Raw genomic sequence first — 26,265 nt, 5'->3', positions numbered from 1 at the left:
ATGTGAGTACAATACCGTTGCCAATAAATAACATTTGATTAACCATTCATTGTCATTACCCCTACACAACAATATTGGCAGGGCCACTTTTACACATAATGTGACCAGGAGATGAGCACAGACTCATTCCATTATGTCGGCGGCCCCCAGGAGACCTGCAATGAATCTCTGGCAACAGAACTACGACCCGGCCGGTAACATCTGGCTTTCCAGTCTGATCGCATCGCTCCCTATCCTGTTCTTTTTCTTCGCCCTGATTAAGCTCAAGCTGAAAGGCTATGTTGCGGCGTCATGGACGGTGGTGATCGCTCTGACGGTCGCCCTGCTGTTTTACAAAATGCCGGTCGATCACGCTCTGGCTTCCGTGGTGTACGGCTTCTTCTATGGTTTGTGGCCAATTGCCTGGATCATTATCGCCGCGGTATTCGTCTATAAAATCTCGGTGAAAACCGGGCAGTTCGACATCATCCGCTCCTCAATACTCTCGATTACCCCGGACCAACGTCTGCAAATGCTGATTGTCGGTTTCTCCTTTGGGGCATTCCTCGAAGGGGCGGCAGGATTTGGCGCTCCGGTAGCGATTACCGCTGCACTGCTGGTTGGTCTGGGCTTTAATCCTCTGTACGCGGCAGGTTTGTGCCTGATCGTAAACACCGCTCCGGTCGCTTTTGGCGCAATGGGCATTCCGATTCTGGTTGCCGGTCAGGTTACCGGGCTGGATAGCTTCGAGATTGGTCAGATGGTGGGCCGTCAGTTACCGTTCCTGACCATTATCGTGTTGTTCTGGATTATGGCGATTATGGATGGCTGGCGCGGCGTAAAAGAGACCTGGCCTGCGGTGATGGTCGCTGGCGGCTCGTTTGCTATCGCGCAGTACCTCAGCTCTAACTTTATCGGGCCAGAACTGCCGGACATTATCTCGTCTCTGGTTTCGCTGGTCTGCCTGACGCTGTTCCTGAAACGCTGGCAGCCGGTACGCATCTTCCGCTTTGGCGATATGGGCGCTTCACAGGTCGATCAGACGCTGGCTCGCACCCACTATACCGCTGGACAGGTGGTCCGCGCCTGGTCTCCGTTCCTGTTCCTGACCGCCACCGTCACGCTGTGGAGCGTACCGCCGTTTAAAGCGCTGTTTGCGCCAGGCGGCGCGATGTACCACTGGGTGGTCAATATTCCGGTTCCGTTCCTCGATAAGCTGGTTGCCCGTATGCCGCCGGTTGTACACGAAGCCACAGCCTACGCGGCGGTGTATAAATTTGACTGGTTCTCCGCGACCGGTACCGCGATTTTGTTTGCCGCCCTGCTGTCTATCGTCTGGTTGAAGATGAAGCCGTCCGCAGCGCTGCAGACTTTTGGCAGCACGCTGAAAGATCTGGCATTACCTATTTACTCCATCGGAATGGTGCTGGCATTCGCGTTTATCTCAAACTACTCCGGGCTTTCATCAACCCTGGCGTTGGCCCTGGCACACACCGGCAGCGCGTTTACCTTCTTCTCACCGTTCCTCGGCTGGCTGGGGGTATTTCTGACCGGGTCCGACACCTCATCAAACGCACTGTTTGCCGCCCTGCAGGCTACGGCTGCTCAGCAAATCGGCGTTTCGGATGTGCTGATGGTGGCGGCAAATACCACCGGCGGCGTGACCGGCAAGATGATCTCGCCGCAATCTATCGCTATCGCCTGTGCGGCAGTGGGATTAGTGGGGAAAGAGTCTGACCTGTTCCGCTTTACCGTGAAACACAGCCTGATTTTCACCTGCATGGTGGGTGTGATTACCACGCTGCAGGCCTATGTCTTAACCTGGATGATTCCATGATAGTGATGCCCAGACGCCTGTCAGACGAAGTCGCATCTCGTGTGCGGGCGCTGATTGAAGAACAACAGCTGGAGGCGGGCATGAAGTTGCCCGCTGAGCGCCAACTGGCCGTACAGCTCGGCGTATCGCGTAACTCGCTGCGCGAGGCGTTAGCAAAGCTGGTCAGTGAAGGCGTACTGATTAGCCGTCGTGGCGGCGGGACGTTTATCCGCTGGCAGCATGAGGCCTGGTCTGAACAAAACATCGTTCAGCCGCTGAAAACCCTGCTGGCTGACGATCCTGATTACAGTTTCGATATTCTGGAGGCCCGCCACGCCATCGAAGCCAGTACCGCCTGGCACGCAGCCATGCGGGCCACCGCCGCGGATAAAGAGAAAATCAGGCTCTGTTTCGAGGCCACGCAAAGCGAAGATCCGGATCTCGCCTCGCAGGCTGACGTTCGTTTTCATCTCGCCATTGCGGAAGCCTCGCACAACGTGGTGCTGTTGCAGACCATGCGCGGTTTCTTCGACGTCCTGCAGTCTTCGGTAAAACAGAGCCGCCAACGTATGTACCTGGTACCGCCCGTATTTTCTCAACTGACGGCGCAGCATCAGGCCGTGCTGGACGCCATTGTTGCCGGGGATGCCGACGGGGCGCGTAAGGCCATGATGGCGCACCTCAGTTTTGTCCACACCACAATTAAACGATTTGACGAAGATCAGGCCCGGCAGGCGCGTATTACTCGCCTGCCCGGTGATCCTGGTGAGAATAGCAGGGAGAACAACACATGATTATTTCAGCAGCCAGCGACTATCGCGCCGCAGCCCAGCGCATCCTGCCCCCCTTCTTGTTCCACTATATTGACGGCGGGGCGTATGCCGAGCACACCTTGCGCCGTAACGTGGCAGACCTGTCAGAGGTGGCGCTGCGCCAGCGCGTACTGAAGAATATGTCCGACCTGAGCCTGGAAACCAAGCTGTTCAACGAAACACTCTCCATGCCGGTAGCCCTCGCGCCTGTCGGCTTATGCGGCATGTACGCACGCCGGGGCGAGGTTCAGGCCGCCGCCGCCGCTGATGCCAAAGGCATTCCGTTTACGCTTTCCACAGTGTCCGTATGTCCGATTGAAGAAGTCGCCCCGACCATCAAGCGTCCGATGTGGTTCCAGCTGTATGTTCTGCGCGATCGCGGTTTTATGCGTAACGCACTGGAGCGCGCCAAAGCGGCGGGTTGCTCCACGCTGGTCTTTACCGTCGATATGCCAACGCCTGGCGCACGCTACCGTGATGCCCATTCCGGTATGAGCGGCCCAAATGCGGCACTGCGGCGCTACTGGCAAGCAGTCACTCATCCACAGTGGGCATGGGACGTTGGTCTGAACGGTCGCCCGCATGATTTAGGCAATATTTCGACTTATCTTGGCAAACCCACCGGCCTTGAAGATTACATCGGCTGGCTGGCGAATAACTTCGATCCGTCGATTTCCTGGAAAGACCTCGAGTGGATCCGTGAATTCTGGGATGGTCCGATGGTGATCAAAGGGATCCTCGATCCTGAAGATGCCCGCGACGCCGTACGCTTTGGCGCGGATGGCATCGTTGTCTCTAACCACGGTGGCCGTCAGTTAGATGGCGTGCTGTCTTCAGCTCGTGCGCTGCCCGCCATTGCCGATGCGGTGAAAGGCGATATCACCATTCTGGCTGATAGCGGGATCCGCAATGGTCTGGACGTTGTACGCATGATAGCGCTGGGCGCGGATAGCGTGCTGCTGGGGCGTGCTTATCTGTACGCGCTAGCGACCCACGGCCAGGCCGGTGTGGCGAATCTGCTGAACCTGATCGAGAAAGAGATGAAGGTGGCGATGACCCTGACCGGTGCGAAGTCGATTAGCGAAATCAGCCGTGATTCGCTGGTACAGGAACTGGGTAAGAGCCTGCCTGCCGCGCTGGCACCTCTGGTCCAGGGTAGCGCAGCGTAACAACATCCCCGTAAACCCCATTTTCTGAATGGTCGGTCTGTTTTCAGCCCGACCATTTTTTATCCAAAAATAACGACTAGTTAACATTTACAACCAATATATTTGACAACTTTTTATCCACCTGCCAAATGTATAGACAAGCTAATACAACAGCATTTTATACATATAACAATCATCATAACTGGCGAGGGTGACATGGCTTATTCCGGAAAAGTGAATATCCAGCAGGCGATAGATGACAGTGCTTTTTCGCGTTTCCACTGGGTCATTATTGTCCTGGGTTTTCTGGTTTTAGCCATTGACGGCTTCGATACGGCGGCGATGGGCTATATTGCCCCCACGCTTTCAGCCGACTGGGGCATCAAGAAACAAGATCTTGGACCGGTGTTAAGCGCCGCGCTATTGGGCCTCTCATTTGGTGCCCTGCTGGCCGGACCGATTTCCGATCGTATGGGTCGTAAGCGCGTCCTGGTCTTTTCCTGTCTGTTCTTTGGCCTCGCCAGTCTGGGAACCGCCTATGCCCAGACGCTGAATATGCTCACGTTTTGGCGCTTTCTCACCGGGCTTGGGCTTGGCGCGGCAATGCCCAATGCCATCACCCTGGTGTCAGAATTCGCCCCGAAACGCTGTCGTTCAATGGCGATTAACACCATGTACTGTGGCTTTCCATTAGGGGCTGCGGGCGGCGGCGTGATCTCCTCCTGGCTGATCCCCAACTACGGCTGGCACAGTGTTCTGCTTGCTGGTGCGATCGCCCCACTGGTCCTCACCGTACTGTTGGTGCTGTTCCTGCCGGAGTCGGTTAAGTATCTGGTTCACCGCGGTAAAGGGGTTGCACAGATTAAACGCATTGCTCAACGTTTTATGTCGGGAAGTCTGGAACAGGTTACCCAGTTTTATCTGGATGAAGACCGTATCACGGTCAAAAAAAGCAGCGTGGCACAGTTATTTAGTATGCCCTGGCTGCCGGGTACGCTGATGCTCTGGATGACCTACTTTATGGGGCTGGTTATCTATTACGTGCTGCTGAGCTGGATGCCAACGCTGATGCTGGGAATGGGCTATCCGCTGGCCGAATCCGCCTGGCTGACATCGCTGTTTACCTTTGGCGGTACGGCGGGGATCCTGCTGGCCGGTTGGTTAATGGACCGCTGGGAAGCCCATAAAGTGGTCTCACTCGGCTTCATTCTGACGATGCTGTTTGCCCTCGCTCTCGGGTTTGAACATAACCACATCATCTTGTTCGGCGCACTGATCTTCCTGATGGGGATTACCATGAACGGCGCGCAGTCCGGGCTGCAGACGCTGGCCGCCACGTTTTATCCAACCCACTGCCGTGCGACGGGCATTGCCTGGATGCAGGGCGTGGGCCGCTTCGGCGGCGTAGCCGGAACGATGATGAGCGCCCAGTTGCTTTCCCTGCAATGGCAGGCAGACAGTATCTTAATGTTCCTCAGCCTTCCGGCCCTGGTCGCTGCTGCCGCGACAATTTACAAGCTGCAACGCTATAAACCGCAGACGCTGACCGTCGCATAGTACCCGCTCTTTCTGCTATTCTGCCCCCCGTTATCAAGGGGGCAGTATGCTTAACATCGTTTTATTCGAACCAGAAATCCCGCCAAATACCGGCAATATTATCCGTCTTTGCGCCAACACCGGCTTTCGTCTGCATATTATAGAGCCAATGGGCTTTACCTGGGACGACAAGCGCCTGCGTCGCGCGGGGCTGGATTACCATGAATTTACCGCCGTGCTACGCCACCCTGATTACGCCGCCTTCGTCGCCGCAGAACATCCGCAGCGCCTGTTTGCTCTGACCACCAAAGGTACGCCAGCGCATAGCGCGGTATGCTATCAGGACGGGGATTATCTGATGTTTGGTCCGGAAACACGCGGTCTGCCAGCCAGCATCCTTGACGCGCTGCCGGCCGAACAAAAAATTCGTATTCCGATGATGCCAGACAGTCGCAGCATGAACCTGTCAAATGCGGTGTCGGTGGTGGTGTATGAGGCCTGGCGCCAGCTAGGGTATCCGGGCGCGGTACTGCGTAGCTGATGATTGTTGGATGGCGGCTAGCGCCTGATCCGACCTACATTAATTTGATGGAATTCATTTTGAGCGTTATCGGCGCAGACAGATTGAACATGGACTGCGCACAGTCACCGGAGCGTACACGCAGTCCGTAAGGATGACGAGCACAGCTCAGGTTCAATCTGCCAGGTAAGATAGCTCGAAATCAGATACCATCTCCATACTCAAAAGTATGATGTATCCCGTTGAAATGCTGATCCATATCCATGGACGGCTTATCGCTGTCAGGCTTACCGACGATGCGTGCCGGAACGCCTGCTGCAGTGGTATGCGGGGGTACCGGCTGTAAAACGACGGAACCTGCGCCAATCTTCGCGCCGCGCCCGACTTCAATGTTGCCGAGAATTTTTGCTCCCGCGCCAATCATCACGCCTTCACGAATTTTCGGATGACGGTCACCGCCGGCTTTACCGGTCCCGCCCAGCGTGACGGATTGCAAAATAGAGACGTCGTTTTCAATCACGGCAGTTTCACCGACCACAATACCAGTGGCGTGATCGAGCATAATCCCACGGCCAATTTTTGCCGCCGGGTGAATGTCTACCTGGAAGCTAACGGACACCTGATTTTGCAGGAAGATCGCCAGCGCCTGACGCCCCTGATGCCACAGCCAGTGACCGATACGGTAGGCCTGAAGCGCATGAAAGCCCTTCAGATACAGAAGTGGGGTGGAATATTTATCGACAGCCGGATCACGCGTGCGTACCGCCTGAATATCACAGGCCGCTGAGGCAATCATTTCAGGATCGGCCGCGTAGGCCTCTTCCACGACTTCGCGAATGGCAATGGCGGGCATGATCGGAGAAGCGAGTTTATTCGCCAGCATATAGCTCAGCGCACTGCCGAGGTTTTCATGCTTGAGCAGCGTTGCGTGGTAAAAACTGGCCAGCATTGGCTCACATTCCGCCAGTGCCCGGGCTTCCGCTTTAATGTTTTTCCAGACGATATCCAGTTCTTCACACGGCATTGCGTACTCCAGAAGATAGCAAAACGACCGACCCGTTCTTCGCGGGTCGGGTCGTTATATTCAACAGTTCCTTACAGCTAGTGGCGACTCAGCTCGTCCCTGCGTGCACGGCCTAATAACGTCAATGCTGCCTCGCGCGCGTTTTTTCCGCAATACAATACTTGATAAATTTCCTCGGTTATTGGCATCTCAACACCAAAACGGTGCGCCAATTCACGAACTTCTTTCGTATTGCGGTAGCCTTCAACCACCTGACCAATCTTGTCCTGCGCCCCCTGCACGTCCATCCCCTGGCCGAGCATCATGCCAAAACGACGGTTACGCGACTGGTTGTCGGTACAGGTCAGCACCAGATCGCCTAAACCCGCCATCCCCATAAAGGTGGCAGGATCGGCACCCAACGCCGCGCCAAGGCGAGACATTTCGGTCAGTCCACGGGTGATCAATGCGGTTCGCGCATTCGCGCCGAAACCGATGCCGTCAGACATCCCCGCGCCAATCGCAATAACGTTTTTCACCGCGCCGCCAAGCTGCACGCCAATGAAATCCGGATTGCTGTAAACGCGGAAGCTCTTGCCGCAGTGCAGCAACTGCTGGAGATCGTCAGCAAAGGTGTCGTCCGTCGAGGCCAGAGAAATCGCCGTCGGCATGCCCGCCGCCAGCTCTTTGGCGAACGTCGGACCGGAGATAACTGCCAGTGGAATAGAATTCCCCAGCGCTTCACGCGCGACGTCCTGCAGCAGGCGTCCCGTTTCCGCTTCCAGACCCTTTGTCGCCCAGACCAGACGCGCGTCAGGACGCATCAGCGGTTTGATGTTCCGCAGCACTTCGCCAAAGACGTGGCTCGGCACCACCACCAGAATATTACGACTGGCGGCCAGCGCAGTGGCTAAATCACTTTCCAGGCGCAGCGTTTCGGGAAAAGGCACATCAGGGAGGAACGCGACGTTGCAGCGATCGTGCTCGAGGGTCGCGATATGTTTCGGATCATGGCCCCACAGGACAACCTGATGGCCATTTCTTGCCAGGGTGATGGCAAGAGCGGTGCCGTACGAGCCGGCACCAATCACAGTCATTGAAGCATTACTTTGGTTCATCAGGCATCCTGATGTTCTTCAGTACCTTCGCCAGCCTGCTGCTGTAAATAGTTCATGAACAGCGCATCAAAGTTGACCGGCGCAAGGTTCAGTTGCGGGAATGTACCGCGGGAAACCAGGCTGGTGATGCATTCGCGGGCATACGGGAACAGAATGTTCGGGCAGTATGCACCAAGGCAATGCGCCATCTGAGTCCCTTCAATACCACTGATGGAGAAAATACCGCCCTGCTGAACTTCACACAGGAACGCAGTTTCTTCACCCAGAGATGCCGTTACGGTGACACGCAGCACTACTTCATACACATCATCTGCCAGTTGGGTAGATGCGGTATCAAGATCCAGTTTAACCTCTGGCTGCCAATCTTTCTGGAAAACATGTGGTGCATTTGGCGCTTCGAAAGACACATCCTTGGTATAAATACGTTGGATCTGGAAAGCCATTTCAGTGTTATTTTGTTCTGACATGTTGAGAAAACCCTTTAGTGTTGTCCTTTAAATACTTCGGTACGCCTTAACGCAGCAGTGGATCCAGTCCACCACGTGCATCCAACGCATACAAGTCGTCACAACCACCAATGTGCTGTGCATCAATAAAAATCTGCGGAACCGTTGTACGGCCACTGCGCTTGATCATCTCTTCACGCTTCACGGCATCGCCGTCAATCGGAAGTTCCTGGAAACTCACACCCTTGCTGTTCAACAGCGCCTTTGCGCGATGGCAAAACGGGCAGGTCGCTTTGGTATAGATCTCAATATTGGCCATGACTTATCTCCAGTGTTCTTTTACCCTGAGGCATGAAAGAAGACGGGTAAATTACTTGCCGCGAACCAGTGGCAGATTCTCGCCACTCCAGCCCGCTACGCCGTCTTTCAGTACAGATACCTGCTCAAAACCGGCTTTAATCAGCGCAGTTGCTGAATCCTGGCACTGCATACCAGAGCCATCAACCACAATAACAGGTTTGTTTTTGTGTTTTTCCAGCTCACCAAAATTGTTGGCTTTGATTTCGCTCGGCAGCAGGTTAGTGGAGCCCGCGATATGGCCTTTGCGGAAGTCGTCGCGCTGACGTAAATCCACAATCACCGCATCTTCTTTGTTGATAAGACGAGTGGCTTCTCCGCGCGTAATTACCTTCACTTTCGAAGTCAGGCTCTTAAACGTGGTAAATAATACAGCCGCCAGTAACGCAATCCAGGCGATACTCAATACAGGGTGGCGACTAACAAATTGCATAATTTCTTGCATGGGGGGTAACAACTCCCGACTTAGTGATTAAAAAACCAGGAAAGGAGTATACCTGCGCGTTGGCGCAAATACAGCCAGAGCGTGCATTGGATTGCATTTTTGCGGGGCGCTACGGAAAAAAAAACGTAAATCCGCGCCCTCTGCGACACGCTCTGGTCGATTATTTGATCTTCTGGGGCTATTTTATCGATTCAGCTGTAGTAAAATTACGCAATTATTTTTGTCTATTGAGTGTGAGGTTGTCGCAATGTCGGTTTCTAAAAAACCTATGGTACTGGTGATTCTGGATGGCTATGGCTATCGTGAAGACAGCCAGGATAACGCCATCTTTAATGCCAAAACCCCGGTAATGGATGCTCTGTGGGCAAAACGTCCGCATACCCTGATTGATGCCTCTGGCCTGGAAGTCGGCCTGCCCGATCGCCAGATGGGCAACTCCGAAGTGGGTCACGTCAACCTGGGCGCGGGCCGCATCGTGTATCAGGACCTGACCCGTCTGGATGTTGAAATTAAAGAACGGACTTTCTTCGCTAACCCAGTGCTGACCGATGCGGTCGACCAGGCAAAAAATAGCGGCAAAGCGGTTCACATCATGGGCCTGCTCTCTGCTGGCGGCGTTCACAGCCACGAAGATCACATCATGGCGATGGTCAAAATGGCAGCTGAACGCGGTGCTGAGAAAATCTATCTGCACGCTTTCCTTGATGGCCGTGATACCCCGCCGCGCAGCGCTGAACATTCGCTGCAGAAATTCGAAGAGAAATTTGCCGCGCTGGGCAAAGGCCGTGTAGCGTCCATCATCGGTCGTTACTACGCCATGGACCGCGACAACCGTTGGGATCGCGTTGAACAGGCTTATGACCTGATGACGCTGGCAAAAGGCGAGTTCCAGTTCGCTACGGCTGTTGAAGGCCTGCAGGCTGCTTATGCCCGCGACGAAAACGACGAATTCGTGAAAGCGACCGTGATTCGTGCTGAAGGCCAGGCTGAAGCCGCCATGGAAGACGGCGATACGCTGATTTTCATGAACTTCCGTGCTGACCGTGCGCGTGAAATCACCCGTGCGTTTGTTAACGCTGACTTCGACGGCTTCGCCCGTAAGAAAGTCGTTAACCTCAACTTTGTGATGTTGACCGAATACGCAGCCGACATCAAAACTGCTGTTGCTTACCCACCAGCGTCTCTGGCCAACACCCTTGGCGAGTGGATGGCGAAGAATGACAAAACGCAGCTGCGTATTTCCGAAACTGAAAAATATGCCCACGTGACCTTCTTCTTTAACGGCGGCGTAGAAGAGCCGTTCAAAGGCGAAGATCGCATCCTGATCAACTCGCCGAAAGTCGCGACCTACGATCTGCAGCCGGAAATGAGCTCTGCTGAGCTGACCGAGAAGCTGGTTGCTGCGATTCAGAGCGGAAAATACGACACCATCATTTGTAACTACCCGAACGGCGACATGGTTGGTCACACCGGGGTGATGGAAGCTGCGGTTAAAGCGGTTGAAGCGCTGGATCACTGCGTTGAGCAGGTGACTAAAGCGGTTGAATCCGTTGGCGGCCAACTGCTGATCACCGCAGACCACGGTAACGCAGAGCAAATGCGCGATCCGTCCACCGGTCAGGCACATACAGCACACACCAACCTGCCCGTTCCGCTGATTTATGTCGGTGGTAAAAACGTCAAAGCAGTTGAAGGCGGCAAACTTTCTGATATCGCCCCGACGATGCTGACGCTGATGGGTATGGAAATCCCGCAAGAGATGACTGGTAAGCCGCTGTTCATCGTGGAATAATCCCTCCCCATGAGGGGAAAGGCGATTGATACCATCACTTGGGCCGTGAAACTGCAAAAGCTTTCAGTCAGGCCCTTGTTCTACGCCAGCGCGCTTAGCGCTGGCGTATTGCTGTGCGCCATTTCCGCCCACGCGGACGAGCGCGATCAGCTCAAATCTATTCAGGCTGATATCGCGGCAAAAGAACGCGCGGTACGCCAACAACAACAACAACGCTCCACTCTCCTCGCTCAACTTAAAGCTCAGGAACAGGCCATCGCCGTTGCCGCCAGGCAACTACGCGAAACGCAAAACTCGCTGGCGCAGCTGAATGCACAAATCACAGAGATGAATGCCGCCCTCGCGAAGCTGGAAAAACAGCGGGCTGCGCAAGAGCGTAGCCTGGCAGCCCAACTTGACGCAGCGTTTCGCCAGGGCGAACACACCGGTATTCAGCTCATTCTGAGCGGGGAAGAGAGCCAGCGCGGGCAACGCCTGCAGGCCTATTTCGGCTATCTGAACCAGGCGCGGCAGGAAACCATCGCGCAGTTGAAACAAACCCGCGAAGAAGTCGACTCGCAAAAAGCCGAGCTGGAAGATAAGCAGAGCGAACAGCAGACGTTGCTGTACGAACAGCGCGCTCAGCAGGCTAAGCTGGAGCAGGCGCGTAATGAACGCAAGAAGACGCTCTCGGGTCTGGAGTCATCGATTCAGCAGGGTCAGCAGCAACTGGGCGAAATGCGCGCCAACGAATCACGCCTGCGCAACAGCATTGCTCGCGCCGAAGCCGCAGCCAAAGCACGCGCGGAACGTGAAGCTCGCGAGGCGCAGGCCGTACGTGACAAACAGAAGGATGCGTCACGGAAAGGCTCAACCTACAAGCCAACCGAAAGCGAAAAATCACTGATGTCCCGTACCGGCGGTTTAGGTTCCCCACGCGGCCAGGCATTCTGGCCCGTTCGTGGCCCAACGCTACATCGTTATGGCGAACAGTTGCAAGGTGAGCTACGTTGGAAGGGGATGGTTATTGGCGCATCCGAAGGCACCGAAGTTAAAGCCATTGCCGATGGTCGCGTCATTCTGGCGGACTGGTTGCAGGGCTACGGTCTGGTGGTCGTCGTTGAGCACGGTAAAGGCGATATGAGCCTTTACGGTTATAACCAGAGCGCGCTGGTCAGCGTCGGTACGCAGGTTCGCGCCGGGCAGCCTATTGCACTTGTGGGTAGCAGCGGCGGACAGGGCAGGCCGGCACTCTATTTCGAAATTCGTCGCCAGGGTCAGGCGGTCAATCCACAGCCGTGGTTGGGAAGATAAGTTTTGCCTCAATTTCGTCGTCTATTATTCTCTCTCGCCAGCGTGCTGGCCTTCGCAACACCTGTTTTTGCTGGCAAACTTGCCATCGTTATTGATGATTTCGGCTATCGTCCACACACCGAAAATCAGGTTCTGGCGATGCCTTCCACCCTCTCCGTTGCCGTTCTGCCTAATGCCCCACACGCGCGTGAAATGGCGATTAAAGCGCATAACAGCGGGCATGAAGTTTTAATCCATCTGCCGATGGCGCCACTGAGCAAACAGCCGTTAGAGAAAGATACTTTGCGCCCGGAAATGAGCAGCGAAGAGATTGAGCGGATTATTCGCGACGCGGTAAGCAAAGTACCGAATGCGGTCGGGCTGAACAACCATATGGGCAGCGCGATGACCTCCAGCCTGTTCGGCATGCAGAAGGTGATGCAGGCGCTGGAACGCTACGATCTCTACTTCCTGGACAGTATGACCATCGGCAACAGTCAGGCAATGCGCGCAGCATCAGGAACCGGCGTGAAGGTTATCAAACGCAAAGTCTTCCTGGATGACACGCAAAACGAAGCCGATATTCGCCGTCAGTTTAATCGTGCCGTTGAGCTTGCGCGCCGCAACGGTTCAGCAATTGCCATTGGGCATCCTCACCCTTCGACGGTTCGCGTCCTGCAGCAAATGCTTTATAACCTGCCTGCGGACATTACGCTGGTTCGCCCAAGCAGCCTGCTCAATGAACCACAGGTAGACACCTCCAGACCAAACTTTACACCGCCGAAGAATGGTAAACCTGATGCGCCACGTAATCCTTTCCGCGGGGTGAGATTATGCAAACCGAAGCAGCCGTTAGAGCCGGTTTACGCCAGCCGCTTCTTCAGCGTGCTCGGTGAAAGCATCACCCAAAGCACGCTGGTGCAGTACATGCGCCTGCAATGGCAGGGCTGGCAATAATTACTCTTTAATATCCAGCGTTAAATGGGCCAGGCGGCGCGGCGTCAGTGATTTATCGCGCCACTGACTAAAGCGTATGGCCCACAATAGCACCTGATAACCCAGCTTAACGCTGCAGATATTGCTCACCATGCGCTTAAACATACCCGATACGAATACTTCAGCAATCATCCGTTGGCGGATTTTCTCGTCCGGCTCTTTACGTATGCAATGACAAACGCGTAGCGCTTCGTAAATCACCTGCTGTTTGAACTCCGGATAAATTGGAATGCGTCCAGCATAGTCGTGATTCATCTTATCCAGCAGACGGGTAATTTTAATGTAGTGGCGTTGATAGGCGAGATTTTTCAGCCCGGTGCGTGGCAGGCGGCTGACGGACGCGCCGTGCAGGAAGTATTTATACAACGGCACTTCCGTATAACGCGCGCGTTTCGCATTAAACATAAACTCTGTCGTCCAGATAATATCCTGGTGGTGTAGACCGGACAGGAAGGTCAGTCCTGCGTCGCGGATGGTCTGATGGCGGTAAACGCCCATCCAGACAACGTGCCGCCAACGGCGACTGGCTAACGCTTTGCGTAACCAGTCTGGCCCGGTCATCACGCCGGTAGAACTAATTCGATTGGTAGGAATGGATGCCCAGGTGTGGCCTGTCTCCGCAATACACCAATCAGCGTTGCACTGCGCAACATCCAGATTATCCTTCAGCGCCATAGTCATCAGCGTCTCATACATTTCCGGATAGGCAATATCATCGCCGTCTACGTACGCGATGTACTCCCCCCTGGCAACTTCCATACCGGTATTGCGCGCCGCGGATACCCCTCCATTGGGCTGGTGCAACAGGTGAACGTGCGGGTAACGATCCGCATAAGACTGAGCAAGGTCCGCTGAGTTATCCGTAGAACCATCATTAACAATGATGATCTCCAGGTTCTTCCAGGTTTGCGCAATCAGCGAATCCATACACGCAATGAACGGTTCACCCGTGTTGTAAAGTGGCATAATGACGCTCAGGAGACCAGGGATATAGGTCATATCAAATCCAGCCAAACAATAGAGTTATCGGCACTTTTTAGCATATTAAGCGGTAGATTTTCAGAAAAAATTATTAATTCTTTAGCAGAAAATGCGCCAAGCAGGAGCGAGCGTGCAAGCATAAAAAAGCCCCGGATGGTAATGATAATCAACACCCAGGGACATACGCAGAATCTACTGATTGGATAGGGTTAATCCCAGCTCAGGATCACTTTCCCTGACTGGCCCGAGCGCATCGCGTCAAAGCCCTGCTGGAATTCATCTATGGAGAATCGATGGGTGATGATCGGTGACAAATCCAGACCAGACTGAATCAATGCGGCCATCTTGTACCAGGTCTCAAACATCTCACGACCGTAGATACCTTTAATAAACAATCCCTTAAAGATAACTTTAGTCCAGTCGATGGACATGTCTGATGGTGGAATACCCAGCATAGCAATACGGCCACCGTGGTTCATGGTGTCCAGCATGGTGCGAAACGCTGGCGGCGCACCGGACATCTCCAGACCGACATCAAACCCTTCGGTCATGCCCAGTTCAGCCATCACGTCGGTCAGACTCTCTTTCGACACGTTGACCGCGCGAGTGATGCCCATTTTACGCGCCAGTTCAAGGCGATACTCATTAACATCGGTAATCACCACGTGGCGTGCGCCAACGTGCCTGGCAACCGCTGCCGCCATAATACCGATTGGACCCGCGCCGGAAACCAGCACATCTTCCCCAACCAGATCGAACGACAGCGCCGTATGCACCGCATTACCGAACGGATCGAAGATAGACGCCAGATCGTCAGAGATGTTGTCCGGAATTTTAAACGCGTTAAATACCGGGATCACCAGGTATTCTGCAAAGCAGCCAGGACGGTTTACGCCAACACCGGTCGTATTGCGGCACAGGTGAGTACGTCCACCGCGGCAGTTACGGCAATGCCCGCAGGTGATATGACCTTCGCCTGAAACGCGATCGCCGATTTTAAAGCCTTTAACTTCCTGGCCGATGCCAACAACTTCGCCGACATATTCATGTCCAACGACCATCGGTACCGGGATGGTTTTTTGCGACCATTCATCCCAGTTATAAATGTGAACGTCAGTCCCGCAGATGGCTGTTTTACGGATTTTAATCAGCAAATCGTTATGGCCGACTTCCGGTTCAGGAACGTCGGTCATCCAAATGCCCTCTTCCGCTTTCAGTTTGGATAACGCTTTCATTTCACATCCTCAGGCAATAACGCCCAGTTGTTTACCAATGCGTGTGAACGCCTCAACAGCACGCGTAATCTGCTCAGGGGTATGCGCCGCAGACATCTGGGTACGAATACGCGCCTGACCTTTTGGAACCACCGGATAGAAGAATCCAGTAACGTAAATCCCCTCTTTTTGCAGCTCGCGGGCGAACTCTTGCGCCACTACCGCATCCCCCAACATGACCGGGATAATTGCGTGATCCGCTCCCGCTAACGTAAAGCCTGCGGCAGACATTTGCTCGCGGAACTGACGTGCGTTCGCCCACAGGCGATCGCGCAGCTCGCTGCCTGCTTCGACCATCTCCAGCACTTTAATGGAGGCAGAAACAATTGCAGGAGCCAATGAGTTGGAGAACAGATACGGACGGGAACGCTGACGCAGCCACTCAACAACCTCTTTGCGCGCTGCGGTATAACCGCCAGATGCGCCGCCGAGCGCTTTACCCAGCGTACCAGTGATGATGTCCACACGCCCCATCACGTCACAGTATTCATGTGAGCCACGACCATTTTCGCCGACAAAGCCGACAGCATGGGAATCATCAACCATGACCAGCGCGTCGTATTTATCCGCCAGGTCACAAACGCCTTTCAGGTTAGCAATCACACCATCCATAGAGAACACGCCATCGGTGGCGATCAGGATATGACGGGCTCCCGCTTCACGCGCTTCTTTCAAACGAGCTTCCAGTTCGACCATGTCGTTGTTGGCGTAACGGAAACGCTTTGCTTTACACAAGCGAACACCGTCAATGATAGAAGCGTGGTTGAGCGCATCTGAGATAATCGCATCTTCTGCGCCCAGCAGCGTTTCAAACAGGCCGCCGTTGGCGTCAAAGCAGGAAGAGTAAAGGATGGCATCTTCCATACCGAGGAATGCCGCCAGTTTTTGCTCCAGTTGCTTATGGCTGTTCTGGGTACCGCAAATAAAGCGGACCGAAGCCATACCAAATCCGTGAGAATCCATACCTGCTTTTGCAGCTGCAATCAGTTCCGGGTGGTTAGCCAGCCCCAGATAGTTGTTCGCACAAAAGTTAATAACGTGGCTTCCGTCCGCCACGGTGATATCCGCCTGCTGGGCAGACGTAATAATGCGCTCTTCTTTAAACAATCCTTCCGCACGTGCGGTTTCGAGATCGTTCGTTAACTGTTTGTAAAAATCCCCACGCATTTCAATTCTCCAGACTGGGCAAATTTCAGCACATATTACCCAAAGCTATACGCTGATACGAGATGACGCATCATCACTTCTTCAAAATGAAGCATAAATCACGTGTACCCGTACGGCTTATCGGTGAATGGCTGAAGCCAGAGCCATGTAGTGATATGATAGAAAGTATTCGTGTCTGAGATTGTCTCTGACTCCAAAATTCGAAGGTTACATTTATGATCATCGTTACCGGCGGCGCGGGCTTTATCGGCAGCAACATCGTCAAGTCATTGAATGATAAAGGCATCACCGACATCCTGGTGGTGGACAACCTTAAAGATGGCACCAAGTTTGTTAACCTGGTGGATCTGAATATTGCTGACTACATGGACAAGGAAGACTTCCTGATCCAGATTATGGCCGGAGAAGATTTCGGCGATATCGAAGCGATTTTCCACGAAGGCGCATGCTCCTCCACTACCGAGTGGGACGGCAAGTATATGATGGATAACAACTATCAATACTCCAAAGAGCTGTTGCACTACTGCCTGGAGCGTGAAATTCCGTTCCTGTATGCGTCCTCTGCCGCCACCTACGGCGGTCGTACTTCTGATTTCATCGAATCCCGTGAATATGAGAAACCGCTGAACGTTTACGGCTACTCAAAATTCCTGTTCGACGAGTACGTTCGTCAGATCCTGCCAGAAGCCAATTCTCAGATTGTTGGCTTCCGCTATTTCAACGTCTACGGACCGCGTGAAGGCCATAAAGGCAGCATGGCGAGCGTCGCTTTCCACCTCAACACCCAGCTCAATAATGGCGAAACACCAAAACTGTTCGAAGGCAGTGAAAACTTCAAGCGTGATTTCGTTTACGTAGGCGATGTGGCTGCGGTGAACCTGTGGTTCCTGGAAAACGGGGTTTCCGGCATCTTTAACCTTGGTACCGGTCGTGCGGAATCTTTCCAGGCCGTTGCCGATGCAACGCTTGCGTACCACAAAAAAGGCAGCATTGAGTACATCCCATTTCCGGAAAAACTGAAAGGTCGCTATCAGGCGTTTACCCAGGCCGATCTAACTAATCTGCGCGCTGCGGGCTATGACAAGCCGTTTAAAACCGTTGCTGAAGGTGTAACAGAATATATGGCCTGGCTGAACCGCGACGCGTAAGTATGAAAATTTTGGTGGTAGGCCCGTCCTGGGTGGGCGACATGATGATGTCGCAAAGTCTTTATCGCACGCTTAAGGCGCGCTATCCCCAGGCGATAATCGACGTGATGGCACCTGCATGGTGCCGTCCGTTATTGTCGCGCATGCCTGAAGTTAACGAAGCTATCGCCATGCCGCTTGGACACGGCGCGCTGGAGATCGGCGAGCGGCGTAAACTCGGTCATAGCCTGCGTGAAAAACGCTATGACCGCGCCTATGTGCTGCCTAACTCGTTTAAATCCGCTCTGGTACCGTTTTTTGCTGGCATTCCCCATCGTACCGGTTGGCGTGGTGAAATGCGCTACGGCCTGCTAAACGATGCGCGCGTGCTGGATAAAGATGCATGGCCGCTGATGGTCGAACGCTATGTAGCCCTGGCCTATGATAAAGGCGTAATGCTGTCAGCTAAAGATTTGCCGCAGCCTCTGCTATGGCCGCAGTTGCAGGTAAGCGAAGGTGAAAAGTCCCTGACCTGTCGCCAGTTTTCCCTTTCTGCCGAACGCCCCATCATCGGCTTTTGCCCTGGCGCGGAATTTGGTCCAGCGAAACGCTGGCCACATTACCACTACGCAGATCTGGCGAAGCAGCTGATCGATGAAGGCCATCAGATTGTGCTTTTTGGCTCTGCAAAAGACCATGAAGCCGGAAATGAGATCCTGGCGACGCTGAGCGTTGATCAGCAGCCCTGGTGCCGTAATCTGGCAGGCGAAACACAGCTGGAGCAGGCCGTCATTCTGCTCGCCGCCTGCAAAGCGGTGGTCACCAACGACTCTGGATTAATGCACGTTGCCGCAGCGTTGAATCGACCTCTGGTAGCGTTGTATGGCCCCAGCAGCCCGGATTTTACTCCGCCGCTTTCACACAAGGCGCGCGTGATTCGCTTGATTACGGGTTATCACAAAGTACGCAAGGGCGATGCAGCAGAAGGCTATCATCAGAGCCTGATTGACATCACACCCCAGCGCGTGCTGGAAGAACTTAACGACCTGTTGTTACAAGAGGAAGCCTGACGGATGCGGGTATTGATCGTTAAAACATCGTCTATGGGCGATGTACTGCATACGTTACCGGCATTAACCGATGCGCAGCAGGTCATGCCGGATATTCAATTTGATTGGGTAGTGGAAGAAGGCTTCGCGCAGATCCCATCCTGGCATGCAGCCGTTGACCGGGTTATTCCAGTGGCGATCCGCCGCTGGCGTAAAGCCTGGTTTTCAGCGCCGATTAAAGCCGAGCGTAAAGCCTTTCGCGATGCGGTGCGTTTACATCAGTATGACGCGATAATTGATGCGCAGGGTCTGGTTAAAAGCGCGGCGTTGGTTACGCGTCTGGCACGTGGCATCAAGCATGGTATGGACTGGAGCACGGCGCGCGAACCATTGGCGAGCCTGTTTTATAATCGCAAACATCACATTGCCAAACAGCAGCACGCGGTAGAACGTACGCGTGAATTGTTCGCCAAAAGCCTGGGATATTCCAGGCCCCAGTCGCAGGGTGATTACGCTATCGCTCAGCATTTTCTGAAAGAACGTAATGCTGATAAGGGCCAGTATGCCGTATTTCTGCATGCCACAACGCGTGATGATAAGCACTGGCCAGAAGCCAACTGGCGGGAGCTAATTGGCTTGTTAAATAACGCTGGCATACGTATTAAACTGCCATGGGGTGCTCCTCATGAAGAAGCACGAGCCCGTAGGCTGGCAAATGGTTTTTCTTATGTTGATGTTCTTCCACGGATGACTTTGGGAGAGGTCGCTCGCGTACTGGCGGGGGCAAAATTTGTGGTGTCGGTTGATACAGGCCTGAGTCATTTAACCGCTGCGCTGGATCGCCCTAATATTACGTTGTACGGTCCAACGGACCCAGGATTGATTGGTGGGTATGGGAAGAATCAATACACACAGCTGAGCCATTCCGGAAAATTGCAGGATCTGGACGCTAGCTTAGTCAACGTATCGCTGGTTGATAATAATTTGCTTTAACTTTAAGAGATGAACCATGCTTCGCCAACACATGTTTTCTCGCTTTATTTGTAGTATAAAAAACAATCCATTCGATTTTATATACTTCTTATTTTATGCCGGGATCCTGGCAACCCTTGCGATGGTGCTGGTCAATCCAGATGAAGCGCTGAAGGTATTTATTTTCTCCACAGCTCTGTCTCTGCCGCTTTTAGGAAAAAACATAAAGCATGTGTGCAGTAACAAACAAAACCTGGTTTTGCCTTTTATGTTGCTGCTCTTCGGGTTACTCCAGATTATATGGGTAGAAATATTTAAACAACCGGGTTCAGCTTTTACCGGCGCCTACCGTTCATACCAGAACGGTGGCAAAGTGATGATTTTTGCCGCGCTGGTGATGACCATACTAACATCACAAGCACCAAGTGCTAATAAAATCCGCTTGACCAGTATCTGGGTGATTCTTACGGCAATCGGTTTGTATCTTTTCGCGGGTTATCAACTTAGTGGAGCACAAAACCCTTTAAGATACCGCGTTGCTCTTGGTTTTGAACATCAAACCGGCACGGCTTACTCTCTGACACTAATTGCATTATTAGCCTCGCAAGCGATCATTAATCTGCGCCTGAGACATACGGTTTCACTGTACTTGTTACATTTTTTGATCTCACTGGCGGTCATCATCACCACACAAACTCGGGCTGCGATTTTGGTATATCCGCTCCTGAGTATCGGACTATTTTTCATCCACTACCGCCACAACCACAACATACTGTTAAGGGCGCTACTGGGTTTTGTAATACTGGTCGGGATTGCTGCGATCCCCTTAAAACCAGTCATTGAAAGTCGCTACCAGAACTTCCTGATCGATCTGCACTCTTATAATCAAAACAACAGCAATACCTCTATTGGTGCGCGACTTGCGATGCAACGGGCAGGAATTGAAGCAGGGAAAGGTCATCACTGGGGGCAGTCACTTGAACAACGAGGGGCGGAAATTCAGCGACTTGCCGTCCAGGATACTTCCCTACAAGGGACGCTTAAGTTCATTAACGTACATTTGCATAACGAAATTATTGATACCTTTTCGCTAAAGGGCATCTCCGGGGTTATTGTGCTACTCTTGCTCTATACCGCTATGTTTTTAAGAGCTTACTGGCAACGTAGTCCTCTATTGTTCGTCATCTCAGGCGCTATCGCTATCTATGGCTTGAGTGATTTATTATTGTATGCCAAGGGTGAAGCCTTGAGCAGCATGCTGGCGTTATGTATTGCAGCAGTGCTGAGCTCGAATCCAACGAGAGAATCATGCTATGAATAGCGCTTCAGGTTATTTACTGAGCATTATTATACCTACATACAATAATGCTGAACTCATCACGGCGACGTTGGCGTCGATCCATCAGAGCATCACTGATGATGTGGAGATAATAATTGTTAATGATGGCTCAACAGATTTAACTGAAGAACGTATCAAGGCATTTTATCGTGAGCAGAAATGCCACAACGTTAAGTATATTAGCCAAAAAAATCAAGGCGTTGCAATCACTCGTAACGTTGGCCTTACCCATGCGACAGGGAAATATATTGGGTTTATTGACAGTGACGATATTGTCTGCACAGATTATTTCACTATCCTTCTTCCTAAATTGAGAGACGAAAAATATGATATTCTCGAATTTAATCTAACCAGAGATATGAACAATCTGTATCAGAATTCATCTGGTATAAAAAATGATATTAATCAGCACGAAATTATATTATCGGATGATGATTATACCCCTCTACTTCCAATATTCCGGGCAGGACAATGGCATCTCATGACAAAAATCTTCCATCGTAACGTTATTGGTAACGATCGATTCGAAGAACATCGTCGGTATGAAGACATGATTTTCTGCCCTTTCCAATACTTTAAATGCCATAAAATATTAAAGATTGAGAATAAACTATATTTTTACCGGTTAAATGATAAGAGCATTACCGAGAATATTATTGATAGCGATGCGGATAGTATCTTTTTTGCTATGCGGAAAATGTATAATTATATAAATAAAAATAACGCAAAACGTACTGTTGCCACACTAATGATCATCAACTGTTTTCTGGAAGGACGCAAACTATTACGCAAGAAAAAAGGTTATTATCGTTATAGTGAAAGTATGCTGAATGATATTCATAATGCGCTTGCATCCTGTGACACAAAAATTGTTAATAAAAAAATAATTCTTAAGATGAAATATCCCCATATTGACCGCTCCATTTCAGAAATGAGATATAAGGTATTATCTGCTTGCAAGAGCTTATTTTTTCGAAAAGGAATTTAACATGTTTGAAAAAATTGACCATGTGCTTATTTGCAAGCTCAAGTTTTATGGGGATGTTCTGTTAATCACGCCCGTCATTGCCAGCATTCGGGCTCGTTATCCACAGGCTAAGATCGATCTGCTCCTCTATAAAGATACCAAAGCAATTCTGGCCGCCCATAAAGATATCAATAATTTTTATCTCATTGAGAAAAAACAAGGCCTGTTGGCAACAGTAAAAAATTATCTTTCAGTGCGTCAACAACTGAAGAAAAATCACTATGACTTGATTATTAACCTCACAGAACAATGGCCAATTGGAGCACTTATCGCCTCTTTACGCCTTCCTTCAATTGCCTTTAAGCGCGATAAAGAGCAGTGGAACCGACTTTTTACGCGAGTAACGCCATCCGTTGGGACGCATATTGTTGAACAAAACCTATCTATTCTAAAAGGCATTGGGTTTAGCGAAGCAGAACTCAAGAAAGAGATGTCACTGAGTTATCTTCAGGAGGATTATCAACATCTGGTATCTCTGTTGCCTACACTGCCTGCGCAAAAATATGTCGTTATTCAACCCACTGCCAGACAAGAGTTTAAATGCTGGGATGATGAGAAATTCGCTCATGTTATAGACCATCTGCATCAGCGTGGTTTACATGTTTATCTTACCTGTGGGCCTGCATTGAGTGAGCAGCAACAGGTCCAGCGTATTGCTGCACTGTGTCAATCGTCTCCTGACCTGACGCTGGCAGGTAAAACGACCTTTCTGCAACTGGCCGCGTTGATTGACCATGCTGTTTTGTACATTGGTGTCGATTCTGCACCTATGCATATGGCCGCAGCGCTAAGGACACCGCAGGTATGCCTGTTTGGCGCCACCAATTACCGACAATGGAAGCCGTGGTCTGATAAAGCCGTATTGATTTGGGCTGGCGAGTACCATCCGATGCCTTCGCGAGATGAACTCGATCGGTCAAAAAAATATCTAACTTGGATTCCGGAACAGGTCGTGATTGACGCTATCGATACGGTACTTCATGATAGTGACAATGTTAAAGGTAATGAGAAAGCATAAATGGACAGCAAAAATAACGTTATTAATATTGCTTACTGTACAGATGCCAATTATCTGGAATATGTAGCAGTGTCCATTATGTCGGTCATAATGAACAACCCAGAGCAAGACCTGTCATTTTTCGTCTTTGTCTATGATGTTACTGACGAAGAAATCAATAAACTACGTTCAACCAGTGATAAAATTCAGGTTATCAATATCGATAAAGAAGAGATTGAAAAGTATAATAATGACTTTGCAATCAAACACCTGAACCGCTCTACCTATATGCGTCTGGCCGTACCGCGCTTACTAAAAGATAAAATAGAGCATTTTATCTATTTAGATGCTGATACACTATGTTTTGATAAGCTCAATGATATTAACAGCATTGATATCAGCAACGTCATTTGCGCAGTCAGCCACGACTCCCTCGATATTCATGATACAAAAAATGCTAAACGCTTGGGCCTTAGTACTGATCATTATTTTAATGCTGGCTTTTTATATATTAACATTGAAAATTGGATCAAGTTTGATATTGAAAATAAAGCAAATACAGTGTTATTTGAACAAGGTAAATCCTTGCCTTATTTTGACCAAGATGCTCTGAATATCGCAATTGACGGCAACGTTAAGTTTATTGATAAACGATGGAATTTCTTATTTAACTGGTTCACAGATCAGCAAAAAGACACCTTTTTTTATCAAAAAGATATCTTGCCTCGCATCATTCATTTCACTGGTGGAAGAAAACCTTGGTATAAAGAACATACTGGGCTTTCACAGCAACTTTTTCTTTTCTACCATCACTTCACACCATGGCGAGACGCTGAAATGCGCTCTTATGCTCCGCGTATGAGGCCTACTGATTACCGGGTTTACTCGCGCCAGGAAGCCAAAAAGGGAAATTACTACGCTTCTCTCAAATGGTATATGAAATACCTTAAGGCTAAATTACGTTAAAAAAAACTCCCTTACGGGAGTTTTTTTTACTTACTCTTTAACTTTTCCCGCAAATAACCAATATAGCTAATTATCGAGTTGAAATACTTCCCTTGTAATCTTTCATGACGTGATTTCTTTTTATACTGTTTTGGCGTTCTAGCTGGCAGCAATGGAACATCCGTCCAAGGTGAAGCTTTCCAGGCATCAACAAAAAACTGTGCTGAAGGGTAATTTGCCCATGAATTCCAGGGTTTAGTTACGCCAATATAATGGATAAGGATCGTATCATCAGTTATATATTCTTTATAACTTGATGTGTCCTTACTTTTAAGTTCTTGTTTAATTCCGTAAATTGCATCATAAATTCTTGGTAAAAAAATTGTCTTACCAAAAAACATTATATTTAAGACATCCTGATCCAGAAAAGCGAATTTCCTGGTCTTATCCAGGAGGATCGAAAATGCTTTAGTAAAGAACTTTTGTTTTTTCCATTCCTTTAAATTTGCATATATAACACCAGCATTGAAGTATTGTTCGTTAAATTCCGGAGTATTAAGCCTCTGCGCGGCATACACCCGACTATATTCAACATCCTGAATAACCGCTGCAACATGATGTTCCAGGGTGATTTGTGTTAACTCAACAAGTGACCCTTTACATACAACATCAGCGTCAATATAGAGAAGATTATCAATATTTTCGCTAAGATACTCAAACGCGATAAATCTGAAGTAGGTCGCATGTGACCATGCATTCCCACACGGAAGGATCTTTAATCCTTCTGCATCCATCACATATACAGTTATATTGGTCGAAAACTGCTTTGCTAGTTTTTCTAATCTTTTGCGGTAATCTGAATCAAGATAATCAGTAAAAAGATGAAAATGTATGCTGATATCTTTGTTATGTAGTAAAACGGACGACATCGAAACTGCCGCTCCAAACATAAAGTTTTGATCAACCCCCCATGCAATATTGAGTTGTGGGGTTTGAGTCTCTGGAGCCCCAAAAACCTCAATGATGTCTTTAATAGACTGATTACAATCAAAATTCATGTACTACACCTTTTTAATATGCTATCTGGAAATTATTTGCACTTCTATTAACTAATGAGACCGTGCATTATGTAGTTTGTTCTTTATATACATAACATGACTAAGCACCGAGCGGATATATTTACGCTGCACTCTCTCATGCCGGGATTTACGCTTATACAATTTTGCAGTGTTTGCATTTAATAAAGACTTTCCTGCCCATGCAGATTTTTTATATGCGTCGATGAAGAATTTAGCCACCGGATATTTTGCCCAAGTATGCCATGGCTTAGTGACACCGACATAATGTATTAAAACAGTATCATCTGTAATATAATCCTGGTAAATTTTATCGTTTTTATTTTTTAGTTCCTGATCCACGCCATAAATGCAGTTAAAATCCCGTCTCAGGAAAATCACATTACCGACAAATAATATATTTAGAACATCCTGATCAAAATACAGAAGTTCCTTTTGGCGTTTATCTAAGATAGAAAATGCCTTCGTCAACAACTGCTGTTCACGCCAAACTCCAAGATTCGCAAATACCACACCAGAATTAAAATAACCGTTACTCAGCTCAGGAATACCAAGCCTGTTACCGGACTTAATACGCACTTCATCAATATCATTGATAACAGCAGCATATTCCCCACAGAAATTAACCTCGGTAAGTTCGCGTAGAGAACCTTTGCAAATGACATCAGCATCAAGATACAGTACAGAACTTAACTCGGTACTTAAATATTCAAATGCGAAATAACGATAATACATTGCATAAGTCCATGCTTTCGTACTCGGCAACTCACGAAATGCCGCATTATCGAACACAAGAACAGTCACCGTCGTACTGTACATTTGTGTCAGGCGTTTTACGCTCTCCAGATAATCATCATCTATATAGTCTGTTGCTATATAAAAGTGAATATCAATATCAGGATTATTCACTAATACTGAGGTCATAGAAATGCCGGATCCAAATAAAAAATTACGATCGACACCATACGCAACACTTAGTTTTTTAGTCTTCTCATGCGCAGAGCTGTCGATAACGTGTTTTTGAATGATTAGCTTCTGGAAATCAATGTTCATAATAAAATAGCCTCAAAC

General features: G+C 50.2%; 25 protein-coding genes. 15 read left to right on the top strand and 10 right to left on the bottom strand.

Going from position 1 to position 26,265, the window contains the following annotated elements; all coding sequences use genetic code 11:
• Window positions 1-160: 160 nt before the first annotated feature.
• The 5 genes from lldP to trmL all read left to right on the top strand — a co-directional run bounded on the left by lldP (window position 161) and on the right by trmL (window position 5,832).
• A complete protein-coding gene (lldP, locus tag HV243_RS00730) occupies window positions 161-1,816 on the top strand; it encodes an L-lactate permease (RefSeq protein ID WP_053388712.1) in 1,656 nt (551 codons plus the stop codon).
• Window positions 1,813-2,589 (top strand): transcriptional regulator LldR, encoded by a 777-nt coding sequence (lldR, locus tag HV243_RS00725; protein ID WP_003024170.1) that lies wholly within the window; start codon window positions 1,813-1,815, stop codon window positions 2,587-2,589. The genes lldP and lldR overlap by 4 nt, the downstream gene beginning before the upstream one ends.
• Window positions 2,586-3,776, top strand: a complete 1,191-nt coding sequence (gene lldD, locus HV243_RS00720) for an FMN-dependent L-lactate dehydrogenase LldD (protein ID WP_016154962.1) — start codon at window positions 2,586-2,588, stop codon at window positions 3,774-3,776. Before lldR ends, lldD begins: the two co-directional genes overlap by 4 nt.
• Before the next feature lie 195 nt (window positions 3,777-3,971).
• Window positions 3,972-5,312, top strand: a complete 1,341-nt coding sequence (locus HV243_RS00715; protein WP_016154963.1) for an aromatic acid/H+ symport family MFS transporter — start codon at window positions 3,972-3,974, stop codon at window positions 5,310-5,312.
• A gap of 46 nt (window positions 5,313-5,358) precedes the next feature.
• On the top strand, window positions 5,359-5,832 hold the full coding sequence (gene trmL / locus HV243_RS00710) for a tRNA (uridine(34)/cytosine(34)/5-carboxymethylaminomethyluridine(34)-2'-O)-methyltransferase TrmL (RefSeq protein WP_016157744.1): 474 nt from the start codon (window positions 5,359-5,361) through the stop codon (window positions 5,830-5,832).
• A gap of 181 nt (window positions 5,833-6,013) precedes the next feature.
• Here trmL and cysE read toward each other — a convergent pair whose 3' ends face one another.
• The 5 genes from cysE to HV243_RS00685 all read right to left on the bottom strand — a co-directional run bounded on the left by cysE (window position 6,014) and on the right by HV243_RS00685 (window position 9,180).
• Window positions 6,014-6,835: a serine O-acetyltransferase gene (gene cysE / locus HV243_RS00705; RefSeq protein WP_016154965.1), complete on the bottom strand. Its 822-nt coding sequence runs from the start codon at window positions 6,833-6,835 to the stop codon at window positions 6,014-6,016.
• Between the two features lie 77 nt (window positions 6,836-6,912).
• Window positions 6,913-7,932, bottom strand: coding sequence for an NAD(P)H-dependent glycerol-3-phosphate dehydrogenase (gpsA, locus tag HV243_RS00700; protein ID WP_016154966.1), 1,020 nt, complete (start codon window positions 7,930-7,932; stop codon window positions 6,913-6,915).
• Entirely contained in the window at window positions 7,932-8,399 is a 468-nt protein-coding gene (secB, locus tag HV243_RS00695) for a protein-export chaperone SecB (protein WP_003024155.1), read from the bottom strand. Before secB ends, gpsA begins: the two co-directional genes overlap by 1 nt.
• A 46-nt stretch (window positions 8,400-8,445) precedes the next feature.
• Window positions 8,446-8,697, bottom strand: a complete 252-nt coding sequence (grxC, locus tag HV243_RS00690; protein WP_003024152.1) for a glutaredoxin 3 — start codon at window positions 8,695-8,697, stop codon at window positions 8,446-8,448.
• Window positions 8,698-8,748: 51 nt separating this feature from the next.
• A complete protein-coding gene (locus tag HV243_RS00685) occupies window positions 8,749-9,180 on the bottom strand; it encodes a rhodanese-like domain-containing protein (RefSeq protein ID WP_005120473.1) in 432 nt (143 codons plus the stop codon).
• A gap of 247 nt (window positions 9,181-9,427) precedes the next feature.
• Between HV243_RS00685 and gpmM the strand changes: the two genes are divergently transcribed.
• The 3 genes from gpmM to HV243_RS00670 are packed head-to-tail and all read left to right on the top strand — an operon-like array spanning window position 9,428 to window position 13,201.
• Complete coding sequence (gpmM, locus tag HV243_RS00680) at window positions 9,428-10,972, top strand: 2,3-bisphosphoglycerate-independent phosphoglycerate mutase (RefSeq protein ID WP_053388713.1); 1,545 nt, start codon at window positions 9,428-9,430, stop codon at window positions 10,970-10,972.
• A 33-nt stretch (window positions 10,973-11,005) separates the two neighbouring features.
• Window positions 11,006-12,265, top strand: coding sequence for a murein hydrolase activator EnvC (gene envC, locus HV243_RS00675; protein WP_242672056.1), 1,260 nt, complete (start codon window positions 11,006-11,008; stop codon window positions 12,263-12,265).
• A 3-nt stretch (window positions 12,266-12,268) separates the two neighbouring features.
• Window positions 12,269-13,201, top strand: a complete 933-nt coding sequence (locus tag HV243_RS00670) for a divergent polysaccharide deacetylase family protein (RefSeq protein ID WP_053388715.1) — start codon at window positions 12,269-12,271, stop codon at window positions 13,199-13,201.
• On the opposite strand, the gene HV243_RS00665 is transcribed toward HV243_RS00670, so the two are convergent.
• From HV243_RS00665 to kbl, 3 genes are all read right to left on the bottom strand, one after another.
• Complete coding sequence (locus HV243_RS00665; protein WP_046275752.1) at window positions 13,202-14,239, bottom strand: glycosyltransferase; 1,038 nt, start codon at window positions 14,237-14,239, stop codon at window positions 13,202-13,204.
• A 191-nt stretch (window positions 14,240-14,430) separates the two neighbouring features.
• Window positions 14,431-15,456 carry an L-threonine 3-dehydrogenase gene (tdh, locus tag HV243_RS00660; protein ID WP_181603919.1) on the bottom strand — a complete coding sequence of 342 codons (1,026 nt, stop codon included), beginning with the start codon at window positions 15,454-15,456 and terminating at the stop codon, window positions 14,431-14,433.
• A gap of 9 nt (window positions 15,457-15,465) precedes the next feature.
• Window positions 15,466-16,662: a glycine C-acetyltransferase gene (gene kbl / locus HV243_RS00655; RefSeq protein WP_053388716.1), complete on the bottom strand. Its 1,197-nt coding sequence runs from the start codon at window positions 16,660-16,662 to the stop codon at window positions 15,466-15,468.
• Window positions 16,663-16,877: 215 nt separating this feature from the next.
• On the opposite strand from kbl, the gene rfaD reads away from it, so the two are divergent.
• The 7 genes from rfaD to HV243_RS00620 are packed head-to-tail and all read left to right on the top strand — an operon-like array spanning window position 16,878 to window position 24,139.
• Window positions 16,878-17,810, top strand: coding sequence for an ADP-glyceromanno-heptose 6-epimerase (gene rfaD, locus HV243_RS00650; RefSeq protein WP_003827312.1), 933 nt, complete (start codon window positions 16,878-16,880; stop codon window positions 17,808-17,810).
• A gap of 2 nt (window positions 17,811-17,812) precedes the next feature.
• The gene (gene rfaF, locus HV243_RS00645; protein ID WP_046275755.1) at window positions 17,813-18,859 is read left to right on the top strand and encodes an ADP-heptose--LPS heptosyltransferase RfaF; all 1,047 of its coding nucleotides are present in this window, start codon (window positions 17,813-17,815) and stop codon (window positions 18,857-18,859) included.
• A gap of 3 nt (window positions 18,860-18,862) precedes the next feature.
• Window positions 18,863-19,831, top strand: a complete 969-nt coding sequence (gene rfaC / locus HV243_RS00640; RefSeq protein ID WP_047358803.1) for a lipopolysaccharide heptosyltransferase RfaC — start codon at window positions 18,863-18,865, stop codon at window positions 19,829-19,831.
• Between the two features lie 16 nt (window positions 19,832-19,847).
• Entirely contained in the window at window positions 19,848-21,131 is a 1,284-nt protein-coding gene (locus tag HV243_RS00635) for an O-antigen ligase family protein (RefSeq protein ID WP_181603918.1), read from the top strand.
• Window positions 21,124-22,137, top strand: coding sequence for a glycosyltransferase family 2 protein (locus tag HV243_RS00630; RefSeq protein WP_046275757.1), 1,014 nt, complete (start codon window positions 21,124-21,126; stop codon window positions 22,135-22,137). The genes HV243_RS00635 and HV243_RS00630 overlap by 8 nt, the downstream gene beginning before the upstream one ends.
• 1 nt (window position 22,138) lies before the next feature.
• A complete protein-coding gene (rfaQ, locus tag HV243_RS00625; RefSeq protein ID WP_046275758.1) occupies window positions 22,139-23,194 on the top strand; it encodes a lipopolysaccharide core heptosyltransferase RfaQ in 1,056 nt (351 codons plus the stop codon).
• Window positions 23,195-24,139 carry a glycosyltransferase gene (locus tag HV243_RS00620; RefSeq protein WP_046275759.1) on the top strand — a complete coding sequence of 315 codons (945 nt, stop codon included), beginning with the start codon at window positions 23,195-23,197 and terminating at the stop codon, window positions 24,137-24,139.
• A gap of 26 nt (window positions 24,140-24,165) precedes the next feature.
• Here HV243_RS00620 and HV243_RS00615 read toward each other — a convergent pair whose 3' ends face one another.
• A complete protein-coding gene (locus HV243_RS00615; RefSeq protein WP_046275760.1) occupies window positions 24,166-25,176 on the bottom strand; it encodes a glycosyltransferase in 1,011 nt (336 codons plus the stop codon).
• Window positions 25,177-25,227: 51 nt separating this feature from the next.
• Complete coding sequence (locus tag HV243_RS00610; protein ID WP_046275761.1) at window positions 25,228-26,247, bottom strand: glycosyltransferase; 1,020 nt, start codon at window positions 26,245-26,247, stop codon at window positions 25,228-25,230.
• Window positions 26,248-26,265: the final 18 nt, after the last annotated feature.

Origin of the sequence: Citrobacter sp. RHBSTW-00599 (genome assembly GCF_013784065.1) — a bacterium.
Lineage (GTDB): Bacteria > Pseudomonadota > Gammaproteobacteria > Enterobacterales > Enterobacteriaceae > Citrobacter > Citrobacter braakii.
Note: the sequence above shows the minus strand (reverse complement) of the source record. Positions and strands in the feature narration are given on the sequence as shown.

Bases quoted from the DNA above. Each gene is read 5' to 3' on its own strand.
- HV243_RS00620 (WP_046275759.1), top strand. From the start codon at position 23,195: ATGGACAGCAAAAATAACGTTATTAATATTGCTTACTGTACAGATGCC.
- lldP (WP_053388712.1), top strand. From the start codon at position 161: ATGAATCTCTGGCAACAGAACTACGACCCGGCCGGTAACATCTGGCTT.
- HV243_RS00715 (WP_016154963.1), top strand. From the start codon at position 3,972: ATGGCTTATTCCGGAAAAGTGAATATCCAGCAGGCGATAGATGACAGT.
- HV243_RS00635 (WP_181603918.1), top strand. From the start codon at position 19,848: ATGCTTCGCCAACACATGTTTTCTCGCTTTATTTGTAGTATAAAAAAC.
- rfaC (WP_047358803.1), top strand. From the start codon at position 18,863: ATGCGGGTATTGATCGTTAAAACATCGTCTATGGGCGATGTACTGCAT.
- tdh (WP_181603919.1), bottom strand. From the start codon at position 15,456: ATGAAAGCGTTATCCAAACTGAAAGCGGAAGAGGGCATTTGGATGACC.
- kbl (WP_053388716.1), bottom strand. From the start codon at position 16,662: ATGCGTGGGGATTTTTACAAACAGTTAACGAACGATCTCGAAACCGCA.
- trmL (WP_016157744.1), top strand. From the start codon at position 5,359: ATGCTTAACATCGTTTTATTCGAACCAGAAATCCCGCCAAATACCGGC.
- gpsA (WP_016154966.1), bottom strand. From the start codon at position 7,932: ATGAACCAAAGTAATGCTTCAATGACTGTGATTGGTGCCGGCTCGTAC.
- rfaF (WP_046275755.1), top strand. From the start codon at position 17,813: ATGAAAATTTTGGTGGTAGGCCCGTCCTGGGTGGGCGACATGATGATG.
- HV243_RS00610 (WP_046275761.1), bottom strand. From the start codon at position 26,247: ATGAACATTGATTTCCAGAAGCTAATCATTCAAAAACACGTTATCGAC.
- grxC (WP_003024152.1), bottom strand. From the start codon at position 8,697: ATGGCCAATATTGAGATCTATACCAAAGCGACCTGCCCGTTTTGCCAT.
- lldR (WP_003024170.1), top strand. From the start codon at position 1,813: ATGATAGTGATGCCCAGACGCCTGTCAGACGAAGTCGCATCTCGTGTG.
- lldD (WP_016154962.1), top strand. From the start codon at position 2,586: ATGATTATTTCAGCAGCCAGCGACTATCGCGCCGCAGCCCAGCGCATC.
- gpmM (WP_053388713.1), top strand. From the start codon at position 9,428: ATGTCGGTTTCTAAAAAACCTATGGTACTGGTGATTCTGGATGGCTAT.
- HV243_RS00665 (WP_046275752.1), bottom strand. From the start codon at position 14,239: ATGACCTATATCCCTGGTCTCCTGAGCGTCATTATGCCACTTTACAAC.
- HV243_RS00630 (WP_046275757.1), top strand. From the start codon at position 21,124: ATGAATAGCGCTTCAGGTTATTTACTGAGCATTATTATACCTACATAC.
- secB (WP_003024155.1), bottom strand. From the start codon at position 8,399: ATGTCAGAACAAAATAACACTGAAATGGCTTTCCAGATCCAACGTATT.
- cysE (WP_016154965.1), bottom strand. From the start codon at position 6,835: ATGCCGTGTGAAGAACTGGATATCGTCTGGAAAAACATTAAAGCGGAA.
- HV243_RS00615 (WP_046275760.1), bottom strand. From the start codon at position 25,176: ATGAATTTTGATTGTAATCAGTCTATTAAAGACATCATTGAGGTTTTT.
- rfaD (WP_003827312.1), top strand. From the start codon at position 16,878: ATGATCATCGTTACCGGCGGCGCGGGCTTTATCGGCAGCAACATCGTC.
- rfaQ (WP_046275758.1), top strand. From the start codon at position 22,139: ATGTTTGAAAAAATTGACCATGTGCTTATTTGCAAGCTCAAGTTTTAT.
- HV243_RS00685 (WP_005120473.1), bottom strand. From the start codon at position 9,180: ATGCAAGAAATTATGCAATTTGTTAGTCGCCACCCTGTATTGAGTATC.